The organism is Desulfosporosinus shakirovi, from assembly GCF_020595055.1.
In the GTDB taxonomy this organism is placed as follows: Bacteria; Bacillota; Desulfitobacteriia; order Desulfitobacteriales; family Desulfitobacteriaceae; genus Desulfosporosinus; species Desulfosporosinus shakirovi.
On sequence record NZ_JAJDOO010000032.1, the window covers coordinates 41,981 to 55,464 of the forward strand.

General features: G+C 43.0%; 12 protein-coding genes. All 12 read right to left on the reverse strand.

What is annotated here, in order from left to right; genetic code table 11:
- Window positions 1–26: 26 nt before the first annotated feature.
- Window positions 27–1,520: an acetaldehyde dehydrogenase (acetylating) gene (locus LJE72_RS20540; RefSeq protein WP_229249855.1), complete on the reverse strand. Its 1,494-nt coding sequence runs from the start codon at window positions 1,518–1,520 to the stop codon at window positions 27–29.
- Between the two features lie 22 nt (window positions 1,521–1,542).
- The gene (gene eutL / locus LJE72_RS20545; protein WP_229249856.1) at window positions 1,543–2,190 is read right to left on the reverse strand and encodes an ethanolamine utilization microcompartment protein EutL; all 648 of its coding nucleotides are present in this window, start codon (window positions 2,188–2,190) and stop codon (window positions 1,543–1,545) included.
- A 59-nt stretch (window positions 2,191–2,249) separates the two neighbouring features.
- On the reverse strand, window positions 2,250–2,585 hold the full coding sequence (locus LJE72_RS20550) for a BMC domain-containing protein (protein WP_229249857.1): 336 nt from the start codon (window positions 2,583–2,585) through the stop codon (window positions 2,250–2,252).
- 174 nt (window positions 2,586–2,759) lie between these two features.
- Complete coding sequence (gene eutC, locus LJE72_RS20555) at window positions 2,760–3,638, reverse strand: ethanolamine ammonia-lyase subunit EutC (protein WP_229249858.1); 879 nt, start codon at window positions 3,636–3,638, stop codon at window positions 2,760–2,762.
- A 14-nt stretch (window positions 3,639–3,652) separates the two neighbouring features.
- The gene (locus tag LJE72_RS20560) at window positions 3,653–5,017 is read right to left on the reverse strand and encodes an ethanolamine ammonia-lyase subunit EutB (RefSeq protein WP_229249859.1); all 1,365 of its coding nucleotides are present in this window, start codon (window positions 5,015–5,017) and stop codon (window positions 3,653–3,655) included.
- Between the two features lie 27 nt (window positions 5,018–5,044).
- Window positions 5,045–6,454 (reverse strand): ethanolamine ammonia-lyase reactivating factor EutA, encoded by a 1,410-nt coding sequence (locus LJE72_RS20565; protein WP_229249860.1) that lies wholly within the window; start codon window positions 6,452–6,454, stop codon window positions 5,045–5,047.
- Window positions 6,455–6,506: 52 nt separating this feature from the next.
- Window positions 6,507–7,871 carry an ethanolamine permease gene (eat, locus tag LJE72_RS20570; protein ID WP_229249861.1) on the reverse strand — a complete coding sequence of 455 codons (1,365 nt, stop codon included), beginning with the start codon at window positions 7,869–7,871 and terminating at the stop codon, window positions 6,507–6,509.
- Between the two features lie 295 nt (window positions 7,872–8,166).
- Window positions 8,167–8,736, reverse strand: coding sequence for an ANTAR domain-containing response regulator (locus LJE72_RS20575; RefSeq protein WP_229249862.1), 570 nt, complete (start codon window positions 8,734–8,736; stop codon window positions 8,167–8,169).
- On the reverse strand, window positions 8,733–10,166 hold the full coding sequence (locus tag LJE72_RS20580) for a sensor histidine kinase (protein WP_229249863.1): 1,434 nt from the start codon (window positions 10,164–10,166) through the stop codon (window positions 8,733–8,735). The genes LJE72_RS20575 and LJE72_RS20580 overlap by 4 nt, the downstream gene beginning before the upstream one ends.
- A complete protein-coding gene (locus LJE72_RS20585) occupies window positions 10,147–10,596 on the reverse strand; it encodes a EutP/PduV family microcompartment system protein (protein WP_229249864.1) in 450 nt (149 codons plus the stop codon). The genes LJE72_RS20580 and LJE72_RS20585 overlap by 20 nt, the downstream gene beginning before the upstream one ends.
- Window positions 10,596–10,934, reverse strand: coding sequence for an ethanolamine utilization microcompartment protein EutS (gene eutS, locus LJE72_RS20590; RefSeq protein ID WP_229249865.1), 339 nt, complete (start codon window positions 10,932–10,934; stop codon window positions 10,596–10,598). The genes LJE72_RS20585 and eutS overlap by 1 nt, the downstream gene beginning before the upstream one ends.
- A gap of 78 nt (window positions 10,935–11,012) precedes the next feature.
- Window positions 11,013–12,923: a sulfatase-like hydrolase/transferase gene (locus tag LJE72_RS20595; protein WP_396391606.1), complete on the reverse strand. Its 1,911-nt coding sequence runs from the start codon at window positions 12,921–12,923 to the stop codon at window positions 11,013–11,015.
- Window positions 12,924–13,484: the final 561 nt, after the last annotated feature.

Sequence of the window (13,484 nt, forward strand, 5' to 3'; positions counted from 1 at the left end):
TGGTTCGAGGCTTATGCGTTAGCTTTTCACTTAGTTAAGTGTTGCATGACTTGTTTAATGATTTCTTGGACCATGCGGTCATCAACTTGCAGTGTTTGAGCCTGACTCTGAGTTTGGGCTCTCTCATTGCTTCCCCCAGAGGTCATAGGTTCTATGTGTTTGCGGTCTGGGATTTGCAAATGCCAGGCGACCCGTTTTATGTTGAGCAGGTGCAGGGGCGTGACGTTTTCTGAGACGCTCGATCCTGCCCAGGTTCCACACCCTAGGGTAAATGAAGGAGCTAAGCCTGTAGTGGCTCCGACACCTCCCATGGCTGCGGGGGTATTGATAAGCAATCGGTTGACGGGTTTTTTGAGGGCGAATTCTCGTATAATTTCTTCGTTGTTACAGTGCATGACAAGACTGTGGCCCACTCCGCCAGCTTCTAAAAGTTGGAAGCAACGCTCGCACCCTTCATGCCAGTCGGCTACTCGGTAAAATCCAAGGACTGTGGTGAGCTTTTCGTAGGACAAAGGCCATTGCGAACCAACGCCGCTTAAGGGAGCAATCAGGCATCTCGTTCGCTCAGGGATATTGATTCCTGCAAGCTGGGCAATAAATTTCGGGTCTTTCCCGACAACTTTGGGATTAACACCGCCGTTTGGGAGCATAACGACCTTGGAGACTTTTTTGACGTCTTCAGAGTCTAGGAAATGGGCACCAAATCGTTTCAGTTGGCCTATGAGTTCATCGGCAATGCAGTTTTCAGCAACGACGGCTTGTTCAGAGGCACAGATGGTTCCATTGTCGAAGGTTTTTCCCATGACGATATATTCGGCAGCTTTGGCGAGGTCTGCGCTCCGTTCGACGAAGGCCGGAACGTTTCCAGGGCCAACGCCTAGGGCGGGCTTCCCGCTGCTGTAGGCCGCCTTGACTAAGGCGCTTCCACCAGTGGCCAGAATCATAGCGACATTGGGGTGTTTCATAAGTTCGTTAGTGGCACCCATTGAAACATTTAAGATGCACCCGATCACTCCTTCCGGAGCACCCGCCGCGACGGCAGCTTGATGCATGATTTTAGCGGCTTCGTTTGTGCATCGTACAGCACTGGGATGCGGGGAAAATACGATGGCATTGCGGGATTTAATGGCGATCATGGCTTTATAGATAACAGTTGAGGTGGGATTGGTCGTAGGAATAATCCCTGCGATAACGCCGACAGGTTCGGCGATTTCCCATAGCTTTTGGTCGTGATCTTCACGAATGATTCCTACGGTTTTCATGGGTTTTATAAAGTCATACAGAGTACGGGAAGCAAAGTAGTTTTTAAAGCATTTGTCTTCATAATTTCCCATTCCCGTTTCTGAGACGGCCATCATGGCCAATCGTGCTGCATTTGCTTCGCCAACTTCGCGCATCATGTCAATGATATGGTCCACTTGCTCTTGCGTGAAGTCTTTAAGAGCTTCTTGGGCTTCCCGCGCAGCTCGTACTAAATTTCGGGCTTCTTGTAAGGAACACAGGTCTCGATCGAGTTCCATACTAGCTGCACCTCCCTTTTCGCTAAAATTTCAGGCCATTTTCACAGACGTCCATGACAGCTCTCTGGAAGGCTTCACAGGCAGATCTGCAGGCACTTTGTGATCCGGTTAAAAGCCCGCCGCCGAAGTTAGTTTCGGTGGGTGGCCCGTAAAATGCTTTCATTGTAACTTCTGCCGCTTTTAGTGCCGCATCTAACCCAAACATTGCTTCGATTGGGGGCGCGATAAGGTAAGACAGGGCCTCCCCTTCTTGGATTCCTGCCAGTTTAGAGAGATAACTTCCTGTTCGCGAGACAGTGTGCGGAAACCATGCGGTTTTTCCCCCATCACAGGTATAGAAGAAGCATTCATTTTCCAGATGGTCAATGCAGGCATCAACTCCTGCTCTCACTTCGGCTGGGTTCGGGCCCGCTAAGATTCCAATGATTTCTCCAGACAGCGGACCTGAAGCTCGAGCTGCTCCACAATAAAAACTTTTGGCATAGACGACTTCGACTTCTGCTTTTTTCGTTGCTTCGTCTAAGGCTACATAGGTTGAATCATCAATGTCGGCAGTGATCATGCCGATGGAACGCTGATAGCCAGTTAGGCCCAATTTTTCGGCGAGATCAGGGGCCACATTAGGGATTAATCTAACGGCTAATACTTTTGGCTTAATGGGCTCTATCATGGTTACCCTCCCTATTAATGCCGGATTATTAGTTCCGACGATTTAACTAATTAACGAGTTCACTTTGTGCTCTCAGCGTTTTTAGTTTTCGGCTTTTCTTCGATGACTGGTAGTTTAGGCAGGATGTCTTCAAGTTCCGGATGGGGACGGGGGATGACGTGACAGCTGACGAGCTCTCCAACTCGCTCAGCGGCAGCGGCTCCGGCATCAACCGAGGCCTTGACAGCACCGACATCTCCTCGAACCATGACCGTAACTAAGGCACCTCCTACTTTTACTTTCCCAATTAGGGTTACATTAGCTGCTTTAACCATGGCATCGGCTGCTTCGATGGCTCCTACGATTCCGCGTGTTTCTACCATACCCAGTGCTACGAGATCTGCTCTTATAGCCATTTGTGCTCTCTCCCTTCACTCTCTTGTTTTTAGAAATTGTAAACATCATTAATTATAATTTTACTCTCCATTTAGAGGAACCCAAAATTAACCATAGAACCTTTTGTGACAAGCACCTATCAAATTAATCATTAAATCTATATTGATCATGCCAAGAGGACATGTTGCCAACCTCTACTCCAGATTAACACCTGATGCCTTAGTATCCAGAATCTTTTTGATTAAGCTGGCCAAATGCGCTCCCGCTTCCGCTGCCGGAGTCCCACCTTTATGAATATTACTGATCACAGTTCGCTCACTCTCGACCATACCCAGTCGTGGATTGTATCCCATGTAGGCGCTCATACTCTCAGCGGTTCCTAATCCAGGGCGTTCCCCGATTAGAATTACAGCAACTTCAGGTTTCAGCGCTTCACCAATCGTGTCCATAACCGCTACCCGACCGTTACGAACAAAGATTGGAGTGCCTAGTCTCACACCCATTCCTTCAAGGCCCTGAGTTAAGGCTGGAAGAAGATTAGGAATATTAGCTTCAACCGCTTTACTGGAAAGTCCGTCGGAAACGATGATTTGGACCATCGCGCCTTTTAGGCATCCTTTTCTGAGAATCTCCAAATTTTCTTCATCAAGTTTTCTTCCTAAGTCCGGCCTGGTAAGATATTCATCTTTCGACTTGCATAGGGTTTGAATGGAAACCATATTATACTTTGTGGGAAATTCTTCCGGAACGACACCGAGCACAGAGTCTTGGGCTACTGCATGATCTGCACGAAAACGAAGTAATGTATCTGTCAATGGACGAGGTCCACTTCTCCATACTCCGATACGAGCAGGTGTCGAAAGCTTCATTTCTTCATAAAGTTCCTTATTGACCGGATTGGGCACTTGTAAATAACGCTGCAAATCGATTTCTGCTAAATCTGTTATCTCACATTCGTCTATAATTGATGAGTTTGCTAAAGGTAATTTATTATTTGAACTTTGGATTTTTTCCTTTTCCATTCCTTTCAGCAACTCTTCAACGATTAAGCGAACACTATCTTCTAAGCTCATTTTCTTATCCCCCCTTACCTTGTGAATATCGTTGCATCACCGGCACGGGCTGTAAGCTTACCCTTAGCCAGGATTCCCATGGATTCCGCCCAAGCTTCAAATTCAGGCAACGGTCTTAGGTTAAAAAGTTCTCTCAAAGTTGCAATGTCATGGTAGCTAGTGCACTGGTAATTTAACATCACATCATCCCCCATAGGGATCCCCATAAAGTAAGTACACCCTGCCGCCGCAAGTAGAGTCGCTAGATTTTCAATATCATTTTGGTCTGCTTTCATGTGGTTGGTGTAACAAGCATCAACCCCCATTGGCAAGCCCGTAAGTTTACCCATAAAATGGTCTTCCAGACCTGCTCTAGTCACTTGTCGAGTATCATAAAGGTATTCCGGACCGATAAAACCAACAACCGTATTCACCAAAAAGGGGTTGTAATGACGAGCTAAACCGTAACAGCGTGCCTCCAAGGTAACTTGGTCGGCACCGTGGTGTGCCTCAGATGAAAGCTCAGAACCTTGCCCTGTTTCAAAATACATAATATTAGGTCCGGTTGCACGCCCCTCTTTCAATCCCAGGGTATATGCTTCGTCTAAAATTTCTTTAGTGACTCCAAAAGCTTCATTTCCAATCTGAGACCCTGCAATAGATTGGAAGAGTAAATGAACCGGAGCACCTTTTCTCAAGGCCTTCATTTGAGTAGTAATATGCGCTAAAACACAAACCTGAGTAGGTATCTGCCACTCCTCAACAAAATTGTAGAGGGTTTCCAAGCTGCGGATGGTTGCGGGTACAGAGTCGTCAACCGGATTAAGTCCGAACACTGCATCTCCTACACCATAGGACAATCCTTCACGCAAACTAGCTAAAATTCCATCAACCCCATCGGTAGGATGATTCGGTTGAAGCCGTGAAGCCAGACACCCAGCTTTGCCAATCGTCGTATTGCAGTGGGCCAAATTTTGAATTTTGGCAGCACCTAATATCAGATCGAGATTGCTCATAAGTTTGGCAACGGCAGCGACCATCTCTGAGGTGAGACCGCGACTAATCCTATGGAGGGCAGATCCATTAGTTTCGGTTCTAAGAACATACTCCCGAAACTCTGCAACACTCCAATTCTTAATTGTATGATAGATCGGTTCGTTGACATCAGCATCAATAATGCGTGACACCTCGTCTTCCTCCAGTGGTACAACCGGGTTCCTGCGTAAATCTTCCAAGGTTAATTCCGATAAGACTCGTTTGGCCGCGATCCGTTCTGCTGCATCTTCGGCCGCGATCCCGGCGAGAATATCTCCTGACTTAATTTCGTTTGCTTTAGCCAAAACATCCTTTACATCTTTAAACTTAAAGGTTTGACCAAAAAGTCGTGTCTTCAGATTCACGATTTCACATCCCTTCCTGGAAAAGTATTATCGGGCAAAAATTAGAGTTTTGACAATCACTGGAACTGCATCTTGATAGGGTAACGGTTTAGCAATATCCAGAAAATCTCCAAAGGCCAGCTCTATGCCATCTAAACAAACCAAAGGACTGGCAGGAAGAAGTCTTTGCAGGGTTTGTCCAAGTACTTTAGCAATATCTTGTTGGGCGATGATTACTTTAGGCTCGCCCTTGATTAATGGCAATTCGCAGGCAAGAGTTTCAGCTAAGCTAAGAATTGTTTGAAAGTCCGTATTAGGCAAAGGTGGAACTATCAGAGCGATTGTTCTGTATAAAGAGTCAGTGTAGTTCTCTGCGGGTTTAAGCCAAGAAAACTTACCTGTTATATCCAATTCCGGGTACACTGCAGGCACATTTCGTACCGGAAGTGCATGTTCACTAACCGTAATTGTCGATCCTGATACATTCACAGTGTGGGCTCCTGCACCGAGGACTGTAGCATGGATTGTTTCAGCCCCCTCATGTACGGGCAGGGATTTATTAATCCGGCTTTCCTGAAATGCCTCTGCCAAGAGTGGGCCAACATCTCCGTGAATCCACCATTCTTTGATTCCGGGCAAATAAATGTATTTTGCAACACCTCCAGAAAAGACCACGCCGTCGATCTTAACCTCCGGCAACAAATTCGTCATTACCAAACAATTGTCCTGAGGCAGGAGAGGTTCTAGAAAAATGACTCGTTCGACACATTCCACCATACTTCTTAAACAGTTTTTTATCAGAACTAAATCATTCCCGTTGGGAACTTGGTAATTGTTCGGATTACAATAATTCATGATCTTCTGAGCGGGTGAGGAAACGTAAGTTAAACCGTGGGAAATTGTATCCACTTCAAAAAGGCGGCCACCAACATTGATACACGCTGTCCCTATGCACTTACCTCGATCAAAATAAGCAATATTCGTAGTCCCTCCACCGATGTCAATGTTGGCAATACACGCGTGTAAGTGCTTGGAGAGCGCCTCAGCTCCCGATCCTTTCCCCGCAATCATACTTTCGAGATCTGGTCCAGCCGTCGCTACAACAAAATCTCCCGCATAATCTGCCAAAGAATGAATGATCTCCGAGGCATTCTCCTTTTTAGCGGTCTCCCCAGTAATGATGATAGCCCCTGTGTCAATCTGTTCAGGCTTCACTCCTGCCTTCTCATATTCCTTAGCGACAATTTCTCGAAGCGCAGTACCATCAACATGCCCGCGATCTTCAAAGGGAGTGAAGTGAACCTTACCCATATAGGAAATACTTTTATGAGTAATTTCTACTTTTGGTACTTGACTGCCTGGCATTACATTAACTAAGGTGAGTTGCGAAATGACCAACTGAGTCGTTGTTGTCCCGACATCGATCCCCACACTGACTAGAGTCATCTCTTTAGCCATAATGTTTCTCTAACGCCATTGTATTAAGATGGCTCCTCTCCCCGGATACATATTAGGCATCCAGTTCATCTAAAACGCCGAACTCTTCTTCAAACGGTCTGATATTCTTGTTGCCCCAAATGAAGTAGTAGGCAATGGCAATGACATAAACAAGCGCTGCCCATTTCAAAGCTGGCACACTTGAAACAACGACACTTACAGTCAGAAAAATACCCGTAATAAAGCTAATGACAGGGACTATTGGATACGATACTCTAAAGGGTCTTTTGAGATTAGGTTCTTTCGAACGTAAGATAAACAGACTGACGAGGCTAAGCATATAAAGAGCAACAGAACCTATGACTGCAATGGTAATCACGATCGCTGTCTGCCCTGTGAGAACGACACCCAATCCAACGATTCCCGGAACTAACAATGCCCATACCGGAGTATGACGTTTAGGGTCAACATACGCCAGGAACTTTGGCAAATAGCCAGTTCGTGCCATTGCATAAGTTTGACGTGAATAACCCACAATAATCCCATGCAAGGAAGCAATTAAGCCAAATAAACCAATGATGTTGACTAAAACAACAATAAAAGCATTCTCACCGAAGACTTGGGCTAAAGCAATGGGCAAAGGAAAGTCTACCGCTGAGACTAAATTATAATCGGCAATACCTGCCGTCAGAAAGAGGGTTAAAAAGCCCATGACCATCAAAGTTCCCATGCCACTTAAGAAACCTTTTGGAATATCTTTCTGTGGGTTCACCATTTCTTCCGCAGCCATGGCTCCTCCTTCAATTGCGAGATAGAACCAGATTGCAAAAGGAACAGCTGCCATAACACCTTTCATACCGAAAGGAAGGAGCGGTTCTGCCATAACTCTTGTCATTGAAAAGTGAGGAGCTGCGGCAACCCAGAAAATGACTAAACCAACCAGCGCAATAATGGTAACCACTAATTCTACCATAGCTGAGGTTTTCATTCCCAAGTAGTTCACAAAAATGAAAAATAAGAAAGCGGCGACCGCTGCCGTCAATGTTGGTACGGATGGAATGAGAAAGTTAATGTACCCACCTACAGCCAGAGCAATAGCAGGCGGGGCAAACACGAATTCAATTAAACAACTGATACCATTCATATATCCCCAAAATGGTCCCATTGCTCTGCGTGCATAGGCAGAAGGACCACCAGCATGAGGTATTGCTGTTGCCAGCTCAGAGTATGACAAAATAAATGTTACATAAAAGATCGTAACTGGAATTAGGGCAAGGGCTAATCCCATTGGCCCACCTGCACCAAATCCATAGCTCCAGCCAAAATAGTTTCCCGAGATGACTAAGCCTACTGCAAGAGCCCATAGGTGAATTGGTTTAAGTACTCTAGACAAATGTGCGTCTGATCCTGGAGTTACAAGTTTAGTCTCCGTTGTCACAGAAAAACCTCCTTTAATTTTACTAGATGAAACATTGGATACCTAGCAAGGGCATATAACCTAAAGGCTTTTTCTCCTTTCTTTTCAAGTAGCAAAAAATTAATGCCCTTTACCACACCCCGATAACTCAGGGTGTAATAAAGGGCATTATTGCCCACTATTCCTTTGTAAAACAAATATCTTCACTAGGTAAGAATGGTCTCATCTATAAATAGATATTATTCGCCATCTTACTCATTATTCCTTCTTTGTGAGGATGGTATCATAGAATTTTTTTAAAAGTCATTTTATTCATCTAAACTGCCATTTCTATAATTTGTGCAGCAAGTTTAACCGCTGTAATTCTTAAATCCATGGCCTGATGGATTAGTAATTGATGAGCTTCATATTCACTTATTCCCTCGCGAGTTGCCAGAATTGCTTTAGCTCGGGAAATTAGTTTTTGACTATGCAATTCTTGCTGAGTCGTTTCTAATTTTGAGCGTACATCTTGCATCTCCCTCCAACGAGCGTAAGCTATTTGAATTGCAGGGAAGAGATCACGTTCGGTTATAGGTTTAACAAGGTAGCCATACACACTAACTTTTTCTGCTCTATTAATAAATTTGGACTGACTATAGGCTGTTAACAATATGACAGGTATATTCATAGAGTGTAAGATCTTTGCAACTTCCAAGCCGTCCAATCCTGGCATCATTACATCGAGAATTGCTAAATCTGGAGCGAAAGATTTAGCTAACTCAACCGCTTTCAAGCCATTGTTTGCTTCTGCGCAAACAATATGACCAGCCCCTTGTAACATTTCTTTAATATCCAAGCGAATTAAGGCCTCATCATCCGCAATCAATATGGATAGTTCGCTCATAACTGTCCCTCCGAGCTATTTGGAAAGCTTACTGTTACAACCGTCATTCCTTCTATTCGTTCCATTCTGAACTCCCCGTCCAATTGTTCTCCCACTAATGAGTCAACGATTTGCAAACCCAGGCGTCGTTGCTTCACTTTATCAAAAGGAACTTCTGGATCTGGCCCATTATCTCTTACTGTAAGATGTATTTGTCCCTTTATCTCAATAATATCCAGTGTAATAATCCCTTTATCTAAGAGACGAATCCCGTGTTTAAAACTGTTCGTTAATAGTTCATTAATGACGAGAGCCAGAGGAACAGCTTTAATACTGGGCAAATGAAGGTTTTGTCCAGTAATATGGGCCTTAATGCTCTGTTCGGGTGACATAGAGCTTTCTAATAATGCGCTTAAAATACGCTGAGAAAGCTCCTTTAAATCAACGGAATCACAGTTTTGGCAGGCAAAAACATCATGGACCATTGCTATGGAGATAATTCGATTGACACTTGCGGAAAACTCTGCTTTGACGATATCTAAATCCGATCGTCTCATCTGCAAACGCAGCAAAGCTGCAACATTTTGAAGATTGTTTTTTACTCTATGGTGTATTTCCCTGATGACTGTACTCTTAGCACTTAATTCTCGTTCCTTTTCCCGAAGATCTGTAATATCTCTAAAAGAAATTACACACCCGCTTAAATCTCCATAAGTCACCAAGGGATACGCCTCGAAGAGATAGCTCTTATCTAGAATACAAAACTCGGCTGGGTTTTGCAGAGTATCTAATAGCTCATTTAATGTAGAACAATTGAACATGCCAAACAAGAAATCTTGTCCAAGAGCCGCAAAGCCTTTAAAATCCTGATAAATTTTAGCAGCCTTTTTATTTACATAAGTAATTTTACTATATTTATTGAGGACAAATATTCCGTTTCCAACCCAATTTTCAAACTGTGAACCAGTCATTGACAAGTGCATCAGCGTGTTACTTAGTCGTTCGGCCGTTTGCGTTAAAAACTCTACTTGCTCTTCTTGTCTTAATTCGTCGGAAATATCTCTTTCCATGATAAGTGTCCCTATTACGCTATCTGCAGGATTGCGAATAGCTACAACTGTCTGGGCTATTGGAATCCCCTCTTGGCTGACTCCTCGAACATCACGACAAGTTTCACCAGTCTCTAGTGTTTGATAAACTGCCGGTTCGCTGGCAGCTAAGGCTAATTCACCCACGACACTATGTCTATACAATGATCTATTTTTAGGGCTGGCCCATGCTAATACCACGGCATCTACTCCGTCTTTCAGGGGGGCATCAATGAAGATGTCTGTCCCCGTCATTTCAGCAGTATTTGGAATTTGAAGAGCCATTGATTCTAATATCTTAATATCTTCTTCGGTGAGGTTTGTATATTCAATACATAAGTCCCTAATGGTTATGCAATTCATTCAACTCCTCCAATCGCTTACGCAAAGGAGCAACTCCTACCTCATCCATGATGGATGTTGAATAAAAAGGTTCTTCGATTCCTGCATAATTTAAAAAAACAGTTGCTTGTTTGATATTGGCTTTGGGTAAATCCGTTTTTGTGATGATTCCAATAATGGGCTTGCGAAAAACCTTTGAGAATTTCGGAGGATAAAATGACCTTTGTTTCGTAGCATCTTGAAGTGCCCAGATCTCCGAGACCCGGTGGCTCGCATCGATTAAAACATGATAAAAGCGAGGGATCTCAAGATATTCACCCGGACAATCAATGAAAGTATGAGAAAAATCTAACATCTGCGTTTTATGATAGCTAACTTGCTCATTCAAAAGCATTTGCTTCAAAGAGGTTTTACCTGCACCACTTCCCCCAATAAGAAGTATTCTACCCATTAACTTCTTGTCACCTCAGCTGTTGAAAACCCTAAAATGTTGACGAGAGTATTTACGGCAGCCCGTAGGGCTGCTTCAACACTGGAAACATCCCCTGTGATCACTAGAGAACCCGTAAAACGATCAAGAAACCCAAGTTCAATATCCCCTGCTTTGCTCGCAGCATCCGCAGCAATGATCGCTGCCTCACTGGGAGTAATCGTCATGATCCCAATGGCACCTGTAGTCGTAATCCCTAAGCGCTCATGAATATCTCCTTGTGGGTTCGGAATAATATGGGCCATTGTCACTTGTTTTCCTGGAACATACTCCTGAATCACGCGCTGTTTTTCCGCCATAATTAGGCACCACCTTTCCTATTCTTTCATGACGAAGTCAATTAATAAAATATTTCGTTGTAAAGTGTCAAAGTCCTCTTATTTATATCCGGCTTCTTTAAAGTAATTTTTTCGAATCACAAGATCTGCGATATCAATTCCTTTCAAATGATTCTCAAATTCCGTGCTGTTTTCTGATTCTCCCATATACAATCTGGTTGATAACACGGCAAAATCCTTTTTGGTATTGAGCAAATTTCGTCCAAAAACAGTATTACTGTAACGGTCTTCATTTATTCCTAACAGATAGGCTATCGTGGGCATTGTATCAACTTGTCCTCCGTTAGTCGGAATCTCTCGTCCGTTCATTTCTTTGTGATAGATAATAAGCGGGATTCGTTTACTATCATCGAGGCACCAGCTTTCAATCGGCTGAACTTCTTTGACCTCGTCATTATAGTATTTATGCACGCCCGTATGATCCCCGTAGATCACAACCACTGTATTCTCTAATACCCCGCTTTTGTCAAGCGACTCTAAAAAAACACCAATTTGCTCATCCGTATAACGAATACTTTGGAAATACCCCCCTAACTTTGACTTATTTAAATCTTCGCTCAAAATAAGTGATCGATATTGATCAGGTAAGTCAAAGGGGTTGTGGCTTGTTAAAGTCACCATAAAATCGTAGAAAGGCTGTTTTTGTTCCGAAATGATAGGCGCTAGCTGTCTAAAATAGCTTCCATCGCTGAGCCCTAAGCCTATTTTCTCATCCAAATTAAATCGTGATTCGTCCATCGTCTTTTCAAAACCAATGGCCGTCAAGGCAGTCATCCAATTCCAATATGAACCTTTATCTGGATGAACAGCTAAGGTGTTATACCCATCCTCTCTTAATATCTTAGGCAAAGAATTATAGGTATTGTAAGGGAATCTAAAAAAGGTAGCACCGGTACGAACCGGATAAACGGAAGTGTTAGCCATTAAGTCGGAATCAGAGCTTGAACCATTATATACTTGTTCGTAAAAATTAGGAAAGTAATAACTATTCGCTAAGAGTTTATTGAGATTTGGAGTGATTTCCTGCCCATCAACCTTTTGATTTATTACAAATGTCTCGAGTGACTCAACTTGAATCATAATGAGATTCTGACCTTTGAATATTCCCTTATATTCATTTGCTGGCAGTTTCTCTTGGTTTTGATCTAACCATTTTTTGATTTCTTCACTTTCCTCGGGTTTTATTTCAGCATCCTTACTGTCTTTAAAATAGTTGTAAATATCAAAACCATGGTACCCTAGCGGCGAAAGATTAGACATCGTCTGATTTGGAGACCAAGAAACTCTAAACAACATCTCGCCGCCATTACCTTTAATATCCAATTGGACATGCTGGTAATAAATATACGATACTGAAAGTCCCAAAAGGATAAAGAGAGTATAAATATTTCTTTTAGTCCTTACATACAAGGTCTTATGCTTTATGCCGATACCAAATAAAATCAAAAGATCCAGAATAAATAAAAAATCAATTTGGCGAAGCATTGATATTACACTGCTAAAAAGATTGTCCAGATTTGTTGTTTGGCTTAGCAAATATGGAGTAACAAAGCTGCTATACCCTCGGTAATACATTAAATCGATAATCAGCAGAGCGGAAAATAAGGCATTACAACTAAACAGAAACCAAAAACGGGCCTTCCCCTTAAACATAAAGGCGAAACTCAATAGTATAATGATAAAGAAGGCATAAACTTCTAAAGGAGGGGAAGAGCTGAAACTATAAAAAGCTTTCAGGTGATTATACTCGGTTGCATTCTCATTATTAATAAGTCCAATAAATAGGATAGACTTAGCTAACATTGCCAAAGTCGTAAATATAAACACGCTGTACTTAAGCCCCAGCCCAGATATGACTAGAGTACGCATCCATTCAAATAACTCAAACAAAATATTAGAATATCCATTAATTTTATTCTTTTTTGTGAGTTCATCTTCTAAACGAGCCAAAATCACCATTCCTCTGCGTTTAAAATGTTCAACTGTGTATTATTCGACAAAAACATTAACTTTCCTTTAATAGGTTGCGCATTTCTTATCACGTTATAAAGACTTATAGATTAATTTTAACAAAAGCAATCTGGATTTAAACCAATATGGTCAAAAGTCTTCCCCCTCCGCTCTACAATTGCATAACGAAGGTTTCATTAGCAAGTGGAGAATGACAAGGTTTCCCTCTCATTAGAAAGCCTTCAAAAAATGGCCAATGCGCTCAAGGTTCCTACCAGAAATTTCTTAGCAGACCAACCATTCCCACCGGAAATGGTAAGAAAAAATGCTCGTCCTAAATAAAATATGGGGATGAACCAGAACTTGAAATACTATCAGCGCCCTTTGGCAGGCAATTACAAATTCTAATGGTTGAGTTGCCGCCTGGATATCAACCAGGTAATTGTGCCCATACACACGAAGGCGAACGAGGCTTTCGCCACACGGCGTCCCATGACGAATTCTCATGCCGTGTGGATTCTACTTTCCCAGGAGCTATGCTCCAAGTATCCTTGGCCCTGG

What these genes read in the sequence shown, in the direction of transcription:
- LJE72_RS20585 (WP_229249864.1), bottom strand. Translation starts at nt 10,596, where the DNA reads ATGGGTAGAATACTTCTTATTGGGGGAAGTGGTGCAGGTAAAACCTCT.
- eutC (WP_229249858.1), bottom strand. Translation starts at nt 3,638, where the DNA reads ATGAGCTTAGAAGATAGTGTTCGCTTAATCGTTGAAGAGTTGCTGAAA.
- LJE72_RS20565 (WP_229249860.1), bottom strand. Translation starts at nt 6,454, where the DNA reads ATGGCTAAAGAGATGACTCTAGTCAGTGTGGGGATCGATGTCGGGACA.
- eutL (WP_229249856.1), bottom strand. Translation starts at nt 2,190, where the DNA reads ATGATAGAGCCCATTAAGCCAAAAGTATTAGCCGTTAGATTAATCCCT.
- LJE72_RS20540 (WP_229249855.1), bottom strand. Translation starts at nt 1,520, where the DNA reads ATGGAACTCGATCGAGACCTGTGTTCCTTACAAGAAGCCCGAAATTTA.
- LJE72_RS20575 (WP_229249862.1), bottom strand. Translation starts at nt 8,736, where the DNA reads ATGAGCGAACTATCCATATTGATTGCGGATGATGAGGCCTTAATTCGC.
- LJE72_RS20550 (WP_229249857.1), bottom strand. Translation starts at nt 2,585, where the DNA reads ATGGCTATAAGAGCAGATCTCGTAGCACTGGGTATGGTAGAAACACGC.
- eutS (WP_229249865.1), bottom strand. Translation starts at nt 10,934, where the DNA reads ATGGCGGAAAAACAGCGCGTGATTCAGGAGTATGTTCCAGGAAAACAA.
- LJE72_RS20580 (WP_229249863.1), bottom strand. Translation starts at nt 10,166, where the DNA reads ATGAATTGCATAACCATTAGGGACTTATGTATTGAATATACAAACCTC.